The organism is Methanohalophilus sp. DAL1, from assembly GCF_001683555.1.
Classification (GTDB): domain Archaea; phylum Halobacteriota; class Methanosarcinia; order Methanosarcinales; family Methanosarcinaceae; genus Methanohalophilus; species Methanohalophilus euhalobius.
Genome location: NZ_MAFX01000042.1, coordinates 64075 through 81961 on the forward strand (window position 1 = coordinate 64075; position 17887 = coordinate 81961).

Below are 17887 nucleotides of genomic sequence, written 5' to 3' on the forward strand. Positions count from 1 at the left end.
GAAAATGAATGTATCGGATATAATGAGTACTCCGGTCTATGTGATTGGAACAGAGGAACCTGTATCACACGCAAGGAACCTGATGTTTCGTCACAAGATCAGTACTTTGATAGTTGTTGAAAAGGATGAAATTAAGGGAATTGTCACAAAAAGTGATATTAGCAGACGTCTTGCACAGGCAGAACCAATGTGGAGACGGCGCCCCATCGATAAGATCCCGGCAAAAATGGTGATGACTGCTGAACCGATTATCACTATTTATCCTGATGCATCCGTGTCCCAGGCCATTAACCTGATGCTGGAAAATCAGATCAACAACCTGCCGGTGTTCAAGAACAAACTCCAGGGAATTGTAACAATCGGGGATATAGTCCGTTATGTAGCGGATAAATCCATAACAACTAAAATTTCCGAAGTGCTTACCGATGACGCCGTGGAGGTGCACCGCCATCATACAATCAACCATGTAATCGATGAAATGGAAAAGCACAGGGTCAGCAAAGTAATAGTGATAAACGATGTGGGGGACACAGTCGGTATGATCTCCACCAGGGATATTGCTCTCAGTGCCATGGAGGATAATGAAGGTAAAATGCAGTCAAAGAATATCAAAATGGCACGCAAACCCACTCAGGGAGGTGAAAAAACATACAGGTATGTAAAAGATGTGCCTCTGGTAGCAGAGGATATAATGGTCGAACTTGACGGGGTTGTAAATATCGAAGATAACCTCTCAGATGCGGCCAAAGTAATGGTAGAAAACAATCGTACAGGCCTTCCTGTCGAAAAGGAAGGAAAGATAGTAGGAATCTTGAGCAGAATCGATATAATAAGGGCTGCTTAAGCAGGTAAATTCCCAGGAGATGTTTATTATGCAGGTAAAGGACATAATGGTACAACCAATAAGCGTAGATAAAGCAGACACTATTTCTCATGCACTGGACATAATGGAAAAGAACGATACAAGAAGACTGCTGGTTACTCACAACGGTCAGCTTGTAGGTGTCCTGACCATGAGAAATCTTACCAAGGAACTGGGAACCCGCAAGAAGGGGGCCAAACCTGCCTCTTCCCTTCATGTGGCCACTGCTGTATCGGATAATTTCGTTAAAGTTCTGCCAGATACCGACCTTGATGATGCCATTACTTTGATGAAAAAGAAAGGCGGGGTTCTGATAGTCACCGATAACGAGGATATAATGGGCTGGGTTACTCCCCAGGAAATCCTTCAAAACCTGTATTTCGATGGTTTTGCCGGTGAAATAATGATAAAGGAACCTGTAGTCGTCAATCCGGCCGACAGGGTAAGTCATGTAAGGCACATAATACTCGAGAACAATATGGGCAGGTTCCCTGTAATGGATAGCGGTGAACTGCTGGGCATTATTACCGAACAGGATATTGCCAAAGCGATGAAATCCTTCCGGGAACTTGTATCCGGAAACCAGCAGGATTCCAGAATCAAGAATCTCATTGTCGAGGATATAATGCAAATGGGTGCCAAGACCGCCTACACCAACACACCGGTTGCCGAGGTGGTTGATATGATGCTCAAGAACAATATCGGTGGAGTACCGGTACTCAATCTGGAGGAGGATTTCGCGGGCTTTATCACCCGGCGCACCCTTGTTGATACCCTGGCAAAATGAAGGCAAAGAATGAAAGGTTCGGAGAAACCAGATGATATGGAAAAGACAGCCCGGTTTTTAGGGCTGTCAGTCTCCAGACTGGAAAGACTGCTTGAAAAAGGACTCCTATCAAGAAACTGGGGGAATTACACAAATTTTTTCAGGTTCGAAACTTCAGTCTCAGGTATAGAAAGAGGAAGTGTCCTCCTGCAAAAAAGCGATGGAAAACTGGACTTTATCCTGGGCTTCCCAAAAATACAGCGTGCAATGCTGCTTGGGCCTTCCATAAACAACCATTTTTCAGAAATTGATAAACTCATAGTCGAAGAAAAGATGAACGGCTATAATGTCCGTGTGATTGAGAACGCAGGGAAACTTATCGCTTTCACCCGCAGCGGGCATATCTGTCCCTATTCCACAGAAAAGGTCAATTATCTTTTAAACACCTCCTTTTTCAGACAATATCCTGACCTGGTAGTGCACGGGGAAATGGCAGGACCAGAGAATCCTTATGTCTCCAAAAAGGTCTACGATACGCAGACATTGGATTTTTTTGTTTTCGATATACGCCACAAAAAGACTGGACAACCCCTGCAGGTCAGACAAAGAAGAGAACTGGCCGCCTCATTTGGTTTCAAGCAGGTTCCTTTCCTGGGAGAGTTTGCAAGGAAAGAGGCTGCTGAAAAGATTATGCAAATTATAAAAAAACTGGGTGAGATGGGACATGAAGGAGTGGTCATCAAGGATTTGGACATGGACCTGGCACCTATCAAATATACATGCTCTCAGAGTAATTGCGCCGATCTTGAACATGCTTTCAAGTTCTACAACGAGGTGGGACGGGATTACCTGTATTCCAGAGTAGTCAGAGAAGGTTTCCAGACCGTGGAATGGGATGAGGATGAAGAGACAATGGATCAACGATGCTTAAGGCTTGGCAGAAGCATCATCTCTCCTATGGCCGATTCTGTCCGAAAGGTTGGCAGCGGTGAAAAACTCTATGATGAGGTTACCCTGCGTTTTCAGAGTCCACAGACCCTACAGGAATTTGAGGAATATTTCCGCCGGCTTGGCATAGATGCTATTTTTGACCGGGTGGGATATTCAGGCGGAGAACTTATGGTTAACCTGCAAAAACTCAACCAGAGTACCACCGACAAGACAGAAGCAATGTGGGAAGGCAACCTCTGGTGAAGTAACACATTTATGTACCAAGCACCTGTTAGTGCATAGGTGTACCAATGACTAAAATCGCAATTATCGGAAGTGAGGGAAGCGGCAGGACTTCCCTGGCGGCAAAACTGGGTAAAAAAAGCACAGCTGCAGATATCACCATGTATGATTATGCCAAGAACGATGTGGTGATGACAACCATCGATGCCAATGGTTACCCCAAATCCGTCAAACCTCTTGTCACTGCCCTGCAACTTTCCGACATAGCCCTGCTCTGTATTCCACCGCAAGGCCCTGATGCCTTTGCAGGGGAATGTATCATGGCCCTGGACCTCATGCAGTACAAGCACGGGATTGTCGTACTCACCAAAGCGGATACCTCATACCCTTACGCCCAGGAAGAGCTGCAGAAAAACTTGCAGAAAATCCTGTCCCCAACCACCCTGGCAAACTGGGAATTTGTAAACCTGTCCACCGAGTCCTTCGAAGGTCTGGATGAGATCAAGGAAAAGATCTTTGAACTTGACGAGCAGGTCAATTCCGAATATGAAAAGCTCAACGATAAACCGGTCCGTATAACTGTTGACCAGTCATTCAATGTCACGGGAATTGGCTGTGTGGTACTGGGAATTGTGGAACAGGGTACGGTGAATGCAAAAGAAAAACTGACAGCCTATCCTGCAGACAAACCCCTGGAAGTCAGGTCTATCCAGATGCATGATGAAGATGTAAAAAACGCTCCTGCAGGTGCCAGAGTCGGCCTTGCCCTTAAGGGTGTCCAGTCAAAGGATATTGAGAGGGGTTTCATTATTTCTGAAAAAGAAGAGGTTGCTGAATCTCTTGTGCTTGAATGTACCCTTTCCTCCTTTGCTTCTCCTCTCAAGATATCCGATGTACCCCATATCTTCACAGGTCTGCAGTCATCACCCATGCGTATTGAGAAGATCGAGATTGATGGAAAGGAAGCCGAGCAGGTAAATGCCAGTCAGCAATGCATACTTCACTTAAGCGGCTCCCATGAAATAGCCTACAGACAGCAGGACAGATTCATAATCACAAATCTGGATGCAAAACAGCGGTTTACAGGTTACGGCTTCGTTAAGGAATAATTATCTTCTGCCGAGTACCTCAATGCCTTTTTCCCCGAACCGGAAGGCCTGTCTGGATATAGGATGAGGCACACCTCTCATTTTTATGATCTGGAGAGAGCGATATTCATCATCTGAGGCCGGGTTATGGAATAATATCACACCGTCGGCAGCGAAATGCTCTGAAGATACACTTAGAGGAGTGGGATGATCGTCTATAAGAAGAGTTGTGCAACCCAGCGCCTGTAGATTGCGCACAAATCGTGCCATTTCCATCTTTTCCAGGCATTCGTCCTTATTGGAAAAACGTATGGATGAGAGAGGATCCACTACAACCCTTTTGATATCATTGGCCGCAACATGTGCAGATATTTCCCTGAAAACAATTGAGGCAGAGGGAGGCTCTCCTTCCACAGGATAGGGATTCATGTCGGATTTTGGGGTTATGACTTCCTTTAATTCATCCATGTACCCATATTCCATCTCCGGGCCCAGATCTGTAAAGAATATTTTTTTCATTTTCAGCAAAGCCGGCAGGTTGAGGGAGTAAGTAGAAATATCGGCTATAATATTTTCGGAATTCTGCATCAAGGTGACATAGAGACCTGCAGCTCCGAAAGACGCCCCATGTGTCAGGTACTGCATACCAAAGGTACTTTTACCACTTCCCGGGGAGCCATTCAATAGATAGACCCTCCCCTGTGGCAAGCCTCCTCCTATCAGTTCGTCAAGCCCTTCAATTCCAGTCTCTGCCTTCATCACTACCCTCAAATAATATATGCAAAAAACTTCCAGGTATCCAATGCATACATCAGGTTATATTGAACTAAATTAATATTATACTTCAAGGGTACATGAAAGTTATAGTTAACATTACCAAAGATGGTCGCAACATGTCATCCAAACCAAATTCCCTGATAAAATGGCCTGCTTTTCTGTGGTGTCTGAAAGTATTTATCTATTCAGCCACAATGACAGCTCTACTGGCACTGGCAACTTATGCAATTATGACGACCCTGGCAGAACCTGTAACTATAAATGAGACTATTGAGAGAGCCACATCCGCAGCAACCTCAAAAGTCCATCGGGGCGCAGGATACGTGGGAATTACCTGGTCAATCTTCCTGTTCAACAGCCTCGCTGTCCTTACCGCTTCGGCAGGTACTGCACTTTTTGTCTATTTCAACCGCTTCCTGTTGAAAGATATCACATCCCGCAGGCAGCATCACAATTATGCAAAAATCTCCATTGCAATGGAAAAAGGACTCTATCCGATCTACAGGTTGCTGGAGTGGCCTGCTGAGCGCTTTTTTGGATTCCGGCCCATCAGTACCCAAACAGCAGAAAATTCAGTATGGAATTATACAGGCTACAGCAGGTATCATTTCCAGCTACTTGCAGCAATAGTCCCATTTTCAGTTCCCCTCCTCGTAGCAGCCGCCAACGGGGCCATTCTGGGAATGCTTTTTGCTTTCCACCTATTCAACGGAGCTTTTTCGGGCTACCAGCTGGCCGGAATCAATGGAATTGTGGGCGGAGCTGTCTATAATATTACTTTTTTCATATCCGCAATCCTGCCCCATGGGATAATCGAAATTCCAGTCATTCTTGCCAGTACTTCTATCGGGTATGTAATTGCAGATTCCAATTGCCGGCTTGTAAGGGACAAAAATCTTTTCGTCTCCGATAATATAGCGAACCTGCAGGCCGATATAGCAACAGAAGAGAGGAATACAGGAACAATCCTGTTTTCTGCCTTATTCTGGAAAATTTACTTATTATTTGTACTGTTGCTTCTGATAACCGCTTTCATAGAGACGCAGGTTACACCCCACATAATTACCCGGGCCCTTTCATTCGTGGAGCCCTTTGTATCCTCATTGCTCAATTCCTGAAAGTATCAAGAGCCTCTGCTACATTACCAAGCAGGGTGGAAGCTATTTCCGGAGTCGGCCAGGAACCCAGGCCACAATCCGGCCCGACATATTTGACCCGATCCCCGAATATTCCATAAGCATGTTCCAGACGCTTGAGGATGATAGAGGGAGTTTCCATGTTAGTTACCAGTTCCTGGAGCATTGCAGGCTTCTGCCAGGCATTGGTTGAATATTTTTCATTGAGAGTGGCTACAAGATTGAAAACATCAGTTCGTGCCACACCGGCCCTGAGGAAAGAATCTGTTTCCTCAAGGACTTTTTTATCAATAAGTTCCAGATAGGTGGGATTGGCTGCTGATTCCACACCAATTACATTGATACCTGATGTACGACAGGCAAGCTCGTAGTACAGCGGGGAATGCAGGTGGATCTCTACGTCCACTCCCTTGTGGGAAGCGGTTGCAGAGGCTTTTTCCAGTGCATTTATAATCTCATCATCATCAAACATGACCTGCGGGTTGATACCAATACTGGGTTCATCAATGGATACGGTATGTACATTGAAATTGGATGCCTCATCAATGGCATTGGTTACAAATTTGTCAATGCTTTGTCCAAAGAGTTCCAGTATATCATCATAAGAAGTTCCACCGAATTCCTGCAAGTATAATTCCAGTGGCCCGGTCACACACACACGGACATCGGGTTTTGTACCGGTTTCCGCTTGATACTCTTCTGCAGCTTTTTCAATCGCTTCAAGTTCAATAATCTTCGCGCAACTTGTCTTTACGTCAAAGGGTCCCTCTATACATTCAGGATCATTGAGAACTGAAAGGAATTGCTTATTCATATCCTGAAACTGAGGATAGGTTGCAACGTCCACACCGGCATCCAGTTTTTGCCGGAATGTGGATTTGATGACATCAAAAGCCGCAGGTTCATGTGCGGGTATTGCTTCTCTTAACCACTCTGCACTTATTCCTCCTTGAAGGGGGAAACTGCCGATATCATCGAAAATCAGTTCAGTCATGCTTTCCAATGAGCAAGCTTCATTAATAACAATTGCGCAATATTCAATGTAGGAGAATGGGAAGCAAAATGCAATCTGGACTTAGAGAAAATTTACTCAATGTTCTAGCCGGAAAAAAAGAAGGACAAATACCTGTACTATCGGTGACCCAGACAGCCACAAACGGTCTGATGGAAACTACCGGAGCGTTCTGGCCACAGGCTCATTCCAGCGCATTTCAGATGGCGGAACTCTCTATGGCGGCACATACTATCGGGGGACTGGAAGCAATACGCTACCCTTTTTGCCTGACAGTCCTTGCCGAAGCGGCCGGATGTGAAGTTGACCTGGGAACCATAAATAAGCCTCCCGAAGTGCTATCCCATCCCTTTGCCGAAAAAATGGAAACTCCCGATATTCCTGCCGATCTTTATGACAGGGCAAGGGTGACGGTGGTGCTGGAAACCACCCGCAGGTTGAAAAACCTTGCACCGGATGTACCGCTGATTGCAGGAATGGAAGGCCCGGCTACTTTGGTCTACCATCTTATAGGAGGACAGAATTACCTGAAGTGGGCTCTTTTCAAACCTGATATCTTCAGGATGTATATCAGGAAAGCAACCTGCATTTGTGAAGGGTATGCAGAATTACTTTTTGAAGCCGGAGCCGATGTGATCTGCCTGGATGATACGGTTGCCGGGCCGGAAACGCTCGAATGTCTGTTATTCGAGACCCTTATCAAACCGTCATATCAGCATCTTACCCATTCCATTGAAGGACCGGTTGTTATGCATATGTGCGGTAATACGACATCCATCCTCTCCTCACTGGCAAACTGTGGTTTTGAGGGAATAAGTATTGAGGAAAGTGTCAGTGTAGCTGAAGCAAAATCCCAGATCGGCTCAAGGACCATCCTCATAGGAAACATATCAACGACAAATACCCTGCTTTACAGTACACCAGAAGAAGTTGAGGAGGAAGCATTCAAATGCCTGGAGGAGGGGGTGGATATACTGGCTCCGGGTTGCGGTCTTGCACCTGAGACCCCGGTTGTTAACATCAGGGCGATGGAACAGGCAAGAGATAAATATCTGAATAATTTTGAATAAATTATAATTTCAAGATTTACAATCTGTGTCATAGAAAATTTTTTGATATATAAAAAGACGGTTTTGTTTTTAGCAGTGCTAATTAGAGAATGCGCATTTCAAAGATATAATAAATTATTGTCACCATACGCATTATCTATAATTTAATATCAAAAAGAAAGTATAAACTACAAGAAGTAATAATATAAAGCCTATAACAATTTTATATGTCTTTTCCATATCAACCAGTCCTTTTGATCTTTATTCAAACCCAATATGCAAATCTTTCTTAAAATATATTAATAATATGTAAAAAATTAACTGCATATGTTTTCATTCTTTCTTTATCCCCACTCAATTTACTCCAGAGGCACAATCAGACAAGCTTTAAGTATTCTCAAAGCCAATATTACCATACCTTTGGGGATACGGAGTTCAAATCTACTCTGAAAGTTTCATTTAAATAAATCCAATATTTTTTGATATCTACATCTTCTTCCATAGGATCCGCATTATAAGCATTTTGTGTCCATATCATCGAACTATCCCTCTTCGATTGGACGATTCCAGTATTTCTTCAATTCTATAGTCTTCAAACCTTGAAACCCTGTATCTTACAGTATCTCCTATTTCTGCCATATTGAAATCTTCTCTGCTGGCATAGTAAGCATAAGTTTGCCCTTTTCTTACATCATTGACAGGATCATCAGAACTCACTTGTATGGAAACAATATAGTCAATGCTGACATATTTCATATCCATCTGTTCGTGCAATGAATCGTTGATGAAGACATTCCTGTCCTCTGGAGAGAAAAACTGCTCAAAGTCTTTATCCTCTACAAGTATCCAGGGTTCGCCCGGAACTTGTCTGTTCAACAAAATAGTAGCTCCGGTATTTCCACTCATCCTTCCGTTAATCGCTTTGGTTTCAACCACGCCTTCCACCTCAACAGGAATCACATAATAAAAGAACAACAGGAAAGCTATTGTGAGCATTAATAATAGTATCCTATTCAATTTTTCCATGTGCCACCAAATTTCTAAAAATTGAAATATTACTGCCTTTTGGCAGCAATATTTTCTTAATTATAGCTGATGTATGGTGAAGACGTAGTGGACAAAATTTTAGAACTTAGAAAACTTTCTCTAAATATGCCTACACCTTTGACATCCAGTATTTTGTAGTTTCCACTACTATGTTGATTTGCACTACATGTACTCCCCGGGTTCATACCTACAGTAGAAGTCTTAGCAGTATCACTATTACACGTAATCTTCCATTCAGCAATGTCTGTATTTGTACTGCTATAGCATTCTGTCGATACATCTGGTTGAGTATATGTCCAAGTAAGTCCTGCCGAAACTCCCCCAGATCCTCCGGTTATAGTTACACTTTGTGATGTTTGTCCTGTGTATGGTCCGTTTGGCCTATAACTGTACAATTGTGGATTTCCTAAATTACCATCGCACCATTCTTGTTTAGCATAACCTACATCGTTTTTCCATGAAGATGGAGCAAATGCACGATAGCCCGGTTCAAGTCCAAATTCTTGAACAATAGCAAACCAATCTACTGTACTGCTACCGTCATTGTAAAGACAATATAATTCATAATTATTTGTTACTCCTCCATAGGGAGATAAATAATAATCATCATAGAATCTGCATGGATCACTCCATTGCGCTCCACTTTCGGATGAAGTTGGGCTTAAGTTATTGGAAATGAGTTCTGAATCAATATTTGTTTCTGCTTTTTCAAATTCCAAGACTTCAGTATTGTACCACGTTTTTGCCCTTTCCCGAATCTTAGACACGGACTTCTCATCACCAGCAATTCCTACATATTGACTTGTTGTTCCATCATCATTAATTCTAAAACAGTATGCTACAATGCGCCCTCCTTCCGGAACTTGGGGTACTGAGTATATTATTGAATTGTTTGCAGTTCCCTTCTCTTTTCTGTAATTATTGATTACTGTTTCTCTTGTCCCATTTAATTCTTTTATTGAAATTGGGTTTGAGAAATTTTGCACCATACACACAAATTTTTTGTCTTGATGTGAATGTACTATCTTATCATCTAGTGCTTCATCAGTACTTTGAGCACTCACAGCCGGCACAAATGCCATGCTCACCAGCAACATTGCGACCAGCAGTCCAAATCCAAGTTTGTTGTTCTTTTGCATTTTATTCACCTCTTAGTTTGCCCAAGAGGCAGAAGCAAGCAAGTTTTAAGTACCCTCAAAACCAATATTACCATGCCTTCGGGCGATACAGGGGTTCAACTATTCTCTGGTGGGTTGAGTTGAACCTCACATTGTAAAATAATCTAACTCCTATATATACTCTGGTATTATGTATACATGTGTTACCCATTGAGCTAACACATAATAATGTGATTCTCCGGATCTGGATGCTACTATCCAAAAAATATTGCGGAGATGTCAGATTAAGAAAGCTGACAAAAGGACCCTCTAGATTTTAATTTTAAAAGAATTTCAGGTAAAGATAAAGTTCCAGAATAAGGATTACAGGAATCCCCAGTTTGAACTTCCAGCGGCGAACCTTATGCCTGAAGATGTACATGCCTGCCAGGATACCCGCGCTGCCCCCTGCAAAGGCGCAGGTGAAAAGGAAGTTCTCCGATATGCGGTAAGATCCCTTTACAGCTTTTCTCTTATCAATTCCCATTATCCCAAATGAAAAAAGACTGGCAAGGCCAATATAGGCCAGTATCAGGTGTTCGAGGACAGACATGGGTGTCACATTGATTCCGGAGCACCCATGCCCAGGGTATCCAGTACATTGGCCAGCACTATCCGGGCACAGTCCACAAGACCCAATCTGGCATTCCTGAGTTCTTCAGTTTCGGCACCCAGTACAGGAGAGAACCGGTAGAACTGGTTGAAAGCATCCGCCAGATCCCTGCCATAAATAGCGATTATGTGAGGTTTGAGATCGTCTGCAGCCTGTTTCAATACTTTATCAAATAAAGCAATTTGTTTTATCAGGGTAACCTCGGATTCATCGGTCAGTACTGAAGCATTGGGTTTTGACGCAGGATCCCATAATCCTTCCTCACCAGCCTTTTTGAGGATACTGCTTGCACGGGCATGGGAATATTGTATAAAGGGCCCACCCTGTTTTTCAAAATCCAGGGCCGCTTTCCAGTCAAACACCGTGGATTTTTCCGGAGAAACCTTGATTATATCATACCTGACAGCACCGATACCGACCATACCGGCCACCTCTTCCATAAATTCAGGTGACATTTCTGGGCGGCGTTTTTCAACTTCCTCGAAGGCTCTTGCTTGAACCTTGTCCAGCAATTCATCAGCGGTGATGAACTGACCCCTCCGGGTACTCATGGAACCCTCGGGCAGGGATACAAATTCAAAAATTACAATTTCAGGCTCCTTTAAGCCGACAGCGTTGAGGGTGGCTTTGAGCTGGCCTGAGATAAGTTTGTGATCCGCTCCCAGAATATCAATTATCCGATCTGCCTGCCTGGCTTTCCATTCATGATAGGCAAGATCCCTTGTAGTATAAAGGGAAGTACCATCACTGCGCTGCACAACAAGGGTTTTTTCAAATCCGTAATCGGAAAGATCCACCACAAGGGCTCCATCATCCACATAAGTGCGACCGGTTTTTCGGATTTTATCCACAATATCCGACACTTCCCCCGAGCGGACAAAACCGGATTCATTAACAAAAGAATCATGATGGACATTCATACGAAGTAAGGTACTGCGGATACCTTTTACAGCAAGGTCCACGGCTTCATCAAAGCGTTTTATGACCTCCTCATCCCCGGATTCCACCAGCTGCATCAAATTATCGATGTGTTCAACCAGCTGGGGATTATCTTCAAGCCGGGCATTGGCCTTGATATATACATTGGCAATAGCATGATCCGATTTGAGATCGGGATCCATTTCGAAATGTTCCAGGGCCCAGGAGACTATAGCAATCTGCCTGCCCATATCATTAACGTAATACTGGGCATCCACATCATAGCCGGTTTTTCTCAGAATCCTGGTCAGAGTGTCACCTATTATGGAATTGCGTATGTGGCCCACATGCAGGGGACCATTGGGATTGGCAGAGGTGTGTTCCAGCAATATTTTTCCTGAATAAAAATTCCCGCCAAAATCTTCCTTTTTGCTCCTGACTGTCTCAAAGGTACGGTCAATATAGGTTCTACTGGCCTTTATATTGATGTAGGGGCCGGTAGTCCCAATACTTTCGATCAGACAATTTTTTCGAAGCTGGACATTTTCCACGATCTGGTTTGCTACTTCCACCGGACTTTTCCTGACAACCGCGGCCAGCTTGAAAGCAACCCTCGAAGAGAGATCTGCGTGCTGGGAAGGTTCGGGGGCTATCTCCACCGGTTCAAAACCCGCTCTTTGTACGGCATTTTCCAGTACCGATACTACCTGGTTAACAAATTCAAGATACAAATGATCACCTTACATACCTGTATTATACCGCAAAATCGCAACAATACCGCCAAAAGCATTGAGAAGCTGGCCACCTTCTTCAAAATCAGTTGATATGAAAGCCACCTCACTTCCCATCTGATCGCTCAGTTCCGAGAGTTCATCCACAATATCTATCCTTTCGACAACTTCCAGGGAAGAGCCACATTTGGGACAGTTGCCAAAATCATTTACACTTTCCTGATCCGGTTGGTTTTCCCGGGTTATATTGTCTTCATAATCCCCGGTAGTGCACCTGACCTTAATTCTTTCAGACCTCAGATCCTCGGATATCAACAGTTTTTCCACGGCCCCTATCATCAGGTTCTGACGCACTACTTCCTCACCATAGGCAGCCTTTCCGGAATCAGATACCAGTTCCCTGAAAAACTTTTGCATCAGGTTCTTTTCCACCATCAGGTCCAGGTCCTGCAGCCGCTCACTTGCGGCATTGACAAGTTCCTGCAATCCTGATTCATCGGTGTAGGCCACATCAAAGAGGCCCAGTATTTTCTTTTGCAGCTCATGATGCAGGAATTCTCCTGATTGGAATTCTTCCTTGGTTGGGGACGGCCCACCCAGCAATATTCCCTCAAAATCTTTCATATCAACCGTCATGAAGATCTCACTGGCTGCATCTCCTATACGCTTGTAGAAATCATGTATAGCTATGAGCCTCAACTGCTGGAAACGCTGAGCACTCTGACCACCTTTTCTCTGTTTACCCGGCACCGTTGAGGTAAGATTTCGGTAGGATTCGGTATGTTTACCTGTAAGTAAACCAATTGTGGCTTCCCTTCTGTCAAGCACAAGCAAACCGTAGGTCTTGGCCTCCTTGAGCATACCTTCCAGCGGTTCGAGGAAAAAGGAAGAATCACAGTGATACTTGTAGATGGTAAGAGGTTGTGGAGGTTTTATGATCGTGGTTTCCATATTCGTTTTGTCCGCACCTACATCCACAGCTCCGGTAAAATAGACGATACCGTTTTCCGGGATCTTGAGATATTTAAGTCGGGAAAGCAGCGAATCAATCGCAGACTGTACATTGGTCCTTGTGACCTTGGATTTTATATTGGAAGCCTGACTGTGTTCAGTCTTAAGCTGTGAGGTCACATCGGACAGCTGTTTGTCAGGCGGTATGTAAAGGGATATGAGTTCAGTACCCCTTCCCTTTTTATTTCGGAGGGATTCAAGTTTTTTCTTGAATTCATATTTTTCATGAGCAGATTGTTCGGCCATTGTAAGGATACTCCATAATCAAAAATTAATCAAAATGTCGGGATATTCGCTATGCTCTAGGCTTACCATATAAGCCATTATTATAAATATAAGTTATGACAGTGCGTCAAACGGGTAATTTAGAAGCGATAAATTTTCCATCACGACAAAGCATGACAACACGACTTATTTCAACCTGATCGGTAACTTCATAACCCAATTCATAGCCGAGCTGATTTGCAAAATCAAAGACTTCTTCATGATCTGGCATGGCATCCCTTTCAAGCCGGTTTCTGGAAAAACCCAGGTGCATATAGGCTTTGACTTCAATAATATCAGGCTGTGCCTTTCTGATAAGGTCCGCATAACCTTTCACATCAAACATATTCACACCCTTGATTAAGGTAATACGAATAGCAGTCCTGCATTCTTTATCCTTAAGGACACTGAGGGATTCATTTATGTTATCCCACAAGCAGGGGTCCTTTGGAGAACAAACCTCCAGATAGGTCTGCCTGTCAGGAGCATCCAGGCTCATGTAGAGTTGGGAAGGTTTAATACGTTTGACCATTTCAACAACAGTGCCGTTGGTTACCACAAAGGTACTCACGCCTCTGCTGCGAAATTCTTCGATCAGTTCATCAAGATAAGGATAAAGGGTGGGTTCACCGGATAGGGAGATAGCCACATGTGCGGGTTCATTGGCCTGTTTCCACAATTCTCTTGAGGCAAAACCTCCAAAACCCGAAATGAGGTTGCGCTGACCTTCTATTGAAGACCCCATTATTTCCACTGGAGAATCCCATTTTGAGGGAGTTGGGACATCAAGCTCAACCGGCCTCCAGCAGTGCAGGCAACGCTGGTTACAGCACAGGGTAGGAGTCATCTGCAAACATCTGTGGGAATCTATCCCATAAAAACGGGCTTTATAACATTCTCCTTCCCCACGCACAGCCCTTCTCATCCACAGACATGTTTTGACAGCTGAATGGGATCCTGCAAGTCTGTATCCCTGTTTTTTTATTAATGTATCAATATCAGGTAATAAATCTGAAGCCATCCGGACTAACTCTTAACTGGCATTATATAAAATGCACGTTCAAAACTGCAGCATGGTCGGTTGGAAAGTGGCAAGATCAACCACCGGCACCCTTGCAGGTTCGGGTACCACATTCACCCGCTTCTGGAATTCGGTCTGGTCCTGCCAGGTTCCTGAATTGATAAGTAGGGTCCCCCTGTACTGCTTCACCCCTACGGTATGGACATGTCCACAATGCAGTATATCGGGTATGTGATCAATCACAAAATGGTCAGTCTTCTCCGGGGCTATAGAAACCCTGCTGCCATAGGTAGGGGATAGATGGCGACGCTTTACCATTTCCAGCATTGCTTTTTCCGGTTCACTGTAGGAGAGTCCCTGTATACTCGCCACAAAATCATCTATTGAGCGGCCATGGTACATCAGCACAAGTACACCATCCAGATCCACCAGAGCAGGATTGCCCACGAATTTTATCCTCGGATCAAACATTTTCCTGATACGCTCCGGGAATGTGGGCTGGGGTTCGGCCTGGCGCACAGCATCATGGTTACCAGGACCAATAACTACTGTGATATCAGAAGGTATCTGGTTAAAATAGTGGGCAACTTCCTCATACTGATCATAAATATCCGGTATGGTAAGTTCTTCTTCCTGTCCTGGATAAATACCCACCCCATCTACAATATCACCGGCAACCACAATATAGCGTAATTGCTGTGCTATTTTGTTAAGCTCCGGGTTTTCCGATTGCCTCTTGACAAAAGTCATGAAATCTTCCCATTGCTCCTGCAGGAAGGTATTACTGCCTATATGCACATCTGAAATGAAAAGAGCTTTTCCCTGGCTACCGTTTTTAGATAAACCCATATTGGGCAGATCCGGAAAAACAAGTTTTTTGGCTATCAGGAGTTTGCCGTCATTGGTGAGATTGCCACTTACTCCCACCACATCATCCAGGACAAGTTTGTTCGATTGCTCATAAATATCCTTATCATTCATACTGAAAAGGACCTGGAAGGAACCCGTAGGGTCTTCAAAACGTACCAGCCGATGACCATTGGATGTATTTTTAATCTCCGATACCATACCGATTATGGAAATCTCATCCCCGGGCACACGTCTGTTTCCTTTCAGGCTTTCCATGGGTCTGGCATTGACCCTGCCGCGGATCATCTCACTCAGCCGGCTGTAACGGTTGCGGAAATACTGTACAAATTCCATGTATTCCCCCACACAGGTGGAACAATCGGTTATATCGCAAAGCACCGAAATAGGATTTGCAGAATTTGTATTTGCAACAGATTCTTTGCATGGAATCTCTGCTTCCCTTACTTCTTCAAATCCCGTGAAATCAATGTCCTCAACATCTATTACAAATACAGAATCATCCACACTTCCCAGTATGTGATTTATAAGAGCACGAGGATTGTTGTGAGAAGTTATAAGCTCGGCTGCCTGAGGGCTTACCTGGTAGCCTGCTTCAAGCAAATCGGAGAGAAGAGACATTTCTTGCATTACAGACCTCTGTATTGATAATGTAGTTACAAGAATTTTCCTGTATAACAATACTTTGGTAAACATTATTCTACTAGAAATAAACCAATAAGTTTAACTTGATACAGACAAATTTGGTTTGTCAATTTGGAGAAATATTCATGGATATCAGGGAAATAATTGATACTTTTAAAAACCGCGATAATTTTTGGGTGGGAATCATCCGTGACGCTTTATCAGTACTGGTTATTCTTGCACTTATCGGCGTCCTCTCCCAGCTATTTTTCGGGTTATGGACTCCAATGGTTGCAGTGGAGTCGGGAAGTATGGAACCCCACATGTACAGGGGAGACATAATCTTTATCGAAGATCTGGACAGGACACAGATAGAAACACTCCGGGATGCACCTGCGGACTATATTTCATTTGGAAAAAAGGGAGATGTCATCTTATACCGACCCTACGGCCAGAAGGGGGTGACCCCGGTAATCCACAGAGCAATGTATTTTGTTGAAGAAGGCGAACCAATGTGGGAAGGGGGACCCGAAGCTCCACATGAAGGTTACATAACCAAAGGGGATAATACAAAAACAAATAGCTACTATGACCAGCAGGGCCAGATCAGTTATCTTTCTCCTGTAAAAGAAGAATGGATTATCGGTGTTGCCCGTTACAAGATTCCATATATTGGACATATCAGGTTACTATTGTCCTGATATATCTCTAAAAAAAAAGACAGGTTACACCTGCTTTATATATGGCCCCAAGATCATATCTTTATAAGCACTTCCGGCAGGAACCTTTGGATAAAGTACTTCTTCCCTGTCCGTAAGAATTTCCAAAAAACAGGGGCCCATTGCTTCTAAAAAGGTATTTATTGTCTCTTCCAGTACTTCTCTTTCAGTTATCCGTGCCGTATAATTGAAACCAAAGGATTGTGCAATTGCTGCAAAATTTACATCTTTCTGTCTTTCAGTTCCCGTCCGTATGCCTGCATATGCAATATCCTGCAGATTCAATACCATACCGTCACTTCTGTTGTTTAGTAACAATATCTTGATAGGTAAACCCAAAGATGCAATAGTGTGCAATTCCCCCATATTCATTCTGAAACTACCATCACCATCTATTGCAATAATCTTATGATCGGGATTTGCATAGTGTACCCCAATAGCAGTAGGTATAGCAAATCCCATTGTGCCAAATGAGCCCGAAGTCATGAAAGAGTTTGGTACCTGCATGGACAGATATTGGGCAGCAAGCATCTGATGGTTGCCTACACCAGTTGTTATTTTAACATTTTCATCGATACAAGCAGATAGTATATCCAATACTTCTGCAGATTGTATCCGGTCAGATGTCCTGTTATAATCCAGTGGCCAAGATTTTTTAAGTTCTCTGGCACGTTGTCTCCACTGAGCAATCTCTAATTTTATATTGTGTTTTTTTGCATAATCCAGCAGGTCCATAAGAGCTGTAGCACCATCCCCTATAAGTGTAAATTTCGGGAATCGTTCAATCTTTATCTGATGCATTTTTTCCGGATTTATATCGATATAGGCTATATCAGCTTCTATCCCAAAACCTACCTTTTCTGCAATCCTGTCATCCCATCTGACCCCAATCGCAAAGAAAAAATCATTTTCCTGGATGATCATATTTGCATAAGGTGTACCGAACATCCCCAGCATTCCCAGATTTATGGGATTTCTTTCATCCACAACCCCTTTTGCCATCAAAGTATTAACCGAAGGTATATTAAAATACTCATTGAATTGTCTTATTG

At 43.6% G+C, this 17887-nt stretch carries 17 protein-coding genes; 7 read left to right on the plus strand and 10 right to left on the minus strand.

Annotation, left to right across the window (positions count from 1 at the left end):
* Positions 1-4 precede the first annotated feature (4 nt).
* The 4 genes from A9957_RS08030 to A9957_RS08045 are packed head-to-tail and all read left to right on the plus strand — an operon-like array spanning position 5 to position 3910.
* A complete protein-coding gene (locus A9957_RS08030) occupies positions 5-844 on the plus strand; it encodes a CBS domain-containing protein (RefSeq protein WP_292343816.1) in 840 nt (279 codons plus the stop codon).
* A 28-nt stretch (positions 845-872) separates the two neighbouring features.
* Positions 873-1649, plus strand: a complete 777-nt coding sequence (locus A9957_RS08035; RefSeq protein WP_206631035.1) for a CBS domain-containing protein — start codon at positions 873-875, stop codon at positions 1647-1649.
* A 9-nt stretch (positions 1650-1658) separates the two neighbouring features.
* Positions 1659-2822 (plus strand): RNA ligase, encoded by a 1164-nt coding sequence (locus tag A9957_RS08040; RefSeq protein WP_292343818.1) that lies wholly within the window; start codon positions 1659-1661, stop codon positions 2820-2822.
* A 47-nt stretch (positions 2823-2869) separates the two neighbouring features.
* Positions 2870-3910: an EF-Tu/IF-2/RF-3 family GTPase gene (locus tag A9957_RS08045; RefSeq protein WP_292343820.1), complete on the plus strand. Its 1041-nt coding sequence runs from the start codon at positions 2870-2872 to the stop codon at positions 3908-3910.
* Here the strand turns inward: A9957_RS08045 and A9957_RS08050 are convergent, their stop codons facing one another.
* Positions 3911-4648, minus strand: a complete 738-nt coding sequence (locus tag A9957_RS08050; RefSeq protein ID WP_292343821.1) for an ATPase domain-containing protein — start codon at positions 4646-4648, stop codon at positions 3911-3913.
* Positions 4649-4743: 95 nt separating this feature from the next.
* On the opposite strand from A9957_RS08050, the gene A9957_RS08055 reads away from it, so the two are divergent.
* A complete protein-coding gene (locus A9957_RS08055) occupies positions 4744-5784 on the plus strand; it encodes a stage II sporulation protein M (RefSeq protein ID WP_096712665.1) in 1041 nt (346 codons plus the stop codon).
* On the opposite strand, the gene A9957_RS08060 is transcribed toward A9957_RS08055, so the two are convergent.
* On the minus strand, positions 5774-6796 hold the full coding sequence (locus A9957_RS08060) for a methionine synthase (protein WP_105460765.1): 1023 nt from the start codon (positions 6794-6796) through the stop codon (positions 5774-5776). The two genes, A9957_RS08055 and A9957_RS08060, sit on opposite strands and share 11 nt — an antisense overlap.
* 68 nt (positions 6797-6864) lie before the next feature.
* Here A9957_RS08060 and mtaA point away from each other — a divergent pair, with 68 nt between their 5' ends.
* Positions 6865-7884, plus strand: coding sequence for a methylcobamide:CoM methyltransferase MtaA (gene mtaA / locus A9957_RS08065; protein WP_165868978.1), 1020 nt, complete (start codon positions 6865-6867; stop codon positions 7882-7884).
* A 513-nt stretch (positions 7885-8397) separates the two neighbouring features.
* Here mtaA and A9957_RS08070 read toward each other — a convergent pair.
* From A9957_RS08070 to A9957_RS08100, 7 genes are all read right to left on the minus strand, one after another.
* Entirely contained in the window at positions 8398-8889 is a 492-nt protein-coding gene (locus tag A9957_RS08070; RefSeq protein WP_128754327.1) for a hypothetical protein, read from the minus strand.
* A gap of 56 nt (positions 8890-8945) precedes the next feature.
* Complete coding sequence (locus A9957_RS08075; protein ID WP_096712877.1) at positions 8946-10049, minus strand: hypothetical protein; 1104 nt, start codon at positions 10047-10049, stop codon at positions 8946-8948.
* Between the two features lie 301 nt (positions 10050-10350).
* Positions 10351-10620 (minus strand): DUF1294 domain-containing protein, encoded by a 270-nt coding sequence (locus A9957_RS08080; protein ID WP_292343823.1) that lies wholly within the window; start codon positions 10618-10620, stop codon positions 10351-10353.
* Positions 10621-10625: 5 nt separating this feature from the next.
* Positions 10626-12329 (minus strand): arginine--tRNA ligase, encoded by a 1704-nt coding sequence (gene argS / locus A9957_RS08085; protein WP_292343825.1) that lies wholly within the window; start codon positions 12327-12329, stop codon positions 10626-10628.
* 9 nt (positions 12330-12338) lie between these two features.
* The gene (prf1, locus tag A9957_RS08090) at positions 12339-13586 is read right to left on the minus strand and encodes a peptide chain release factor aRF-1 (RefSeq protein WP_096712874.1); all 1248 of its coding nucleotides are present in this window, start codon (positions 13584-13586) and stop codon (positions 12339-12341) included.
* Positions 13587-13692: 106 nt separating this feature from the next.
* Positions 13693-14625, minus strand: coding sequence for a 4-demethylwyosine synthase TYW1 (gene twy1, locus A9957_RS08095; protein ID WP_292343827.1), 933 nt, complete (start codon positions 14623-14625; stop codon positions 13693-13695).
* Positions 14626-14664: 39 nt separating this feature from the next.
* Entirely contained in the window at positions 14665-16122 is a 1458-nt protein-coding gene (locus A9957_RS08100) for a DNA-directed DNA polymerase II small subunit (RefSeq protein WP_096712872.1), read from the minus strand.
* A 140-nt stretch (positions 16123-16262) separates the two neighbouring features.
* Here A9957_RS08100 and A9957_RS08105 point away from each other — a divergent pair, with 140 nt between their 5' ends.
* Positions 16263-16817 carry a signal peptidase I gene (locus A9957_RS08105; protein WP_292343829.1) on the plus strand — a complete coding sequence of 185 codons (555 nt, stop codon included), beginning with the start codon at positions 16263-16265 and terminating at the stop codon, positions 16815-16817.
* 24 nt (positions 16818-16841) lie between these two features.
* Here A9957_RS08105 and A9957_RS08110 read toward each other — a convergent pair whose 3' ends face one another.
* Positions 16842-17885 carry a thiamine pyrophosphate-binding protein gene (locus A9957_RS08110; RefSeq protein ID WP_394328857.1) on the minus strand — a complete coding sequence of 348 codons (1044 nt, stop codon included), beginning with the start codon at positions 17883-17885 and terminating at the stop codon, positions 16842-16844.
* Positions 17886-17887 lie beyond the last annotated feature (2 nt).

Coding starts and splice junctions, on each gene's coding strand:
- A9957_RS08040 (WP_292343818.1), top strand. CDS start 1,659: ATGAAAGGTTCGGAGAAACCAGATGATATGGAAAAGACAGCCCGGTTT.
- A9957_RS08060 (WP_105460765.1), bottom strand. CDS start 6,796: ATGACTGAACTGATTTTCGATGATATCGGCAGTTTCCCCCTTCAAGGA.
- A9957_RS08080 (WP_292343823.1), bottom strand. CDS start 10,620: ATGTCTGTCCTCGAACACCTGATACTGGCCTATATTGGCCTTGCCAGT.
- A9957_RS08075 (WP_096712877.1), bottom strand. CDS start 10,049: ATGCAAAAGAACAACAAACTTGGATTTGGACTGCTGGTCGCAATGTTG.
- prf1 (WP_096712874.1), bottom strand. CDS start 13,586: ATGGCCGAACAATCTGCTCATGAAAAATATGAATTCAAGAAAAAACTT.
- A9957_RS08055 (WP_096712665.1), top strand. CDS start 4,744: ATGAAAGTTATAGTTAACATTACCAAAGATGGTCGCAACATGTCATCC.
- A9957_RS08050 (WP_292343821.1), bottom strand. CDS start 4,648: ATGAAGGCAGAGACTGGAATTGAAGGGCTTGACGAACTGATAGGAGGA.
- A9957_RS08100 (WP_096712872.1), bottom strand. CDS start 16,122: ATGCAAGAAATGTCTCTTCTCTCCGATTTGCTTGAAGCAGGCTACCAG.
- A9957_RS08045 (WP_292343820.1), top strand. CDS start 2,870: ATGACTAAAATCGCAATTATCGGAAGTGAGGGAAGCGGCAGGACTTCC.
- A9957_RS08030 (WP_292343816.1), top strand. CDS start 5: ATGAATGTATCGGATATAATGAGTACTCCGGTCTATGTGATTGGAACA.
- twy1 (WP_292343827.1), bottom strand. CDS start 14,625: ATGGCTTCAGATTTATTACCTGATATTGATACATTAATAAAAAAACAG.
- A9957_RS08105 (WP_292343829.1), top strand. CDS start 16,263: ATGGATATCAGGGAAATAATTGATACTTTTAAAAACCGCGATAATTTT.
- A9957_RS08035 (WP_206631035.1), top strand. CDS start 873: ATGCAGGTAAAGGACATAATGGTACAACCAATAAGCGTAGATAAAGCA.
- mtaA (WP_165868978.1), top strand. CDS start 6,865: ATGCAATCTGGACTTAGAGAAAATTTACTCAATGTTCTAGCCGGAAAA.
- A9957_RS08070 (WP_128754327.1), bottom strand. CDS start 8,889: ATGGAAAAATTGAATAGGATACTATTATTAATGCTCACAATAGCTTTC.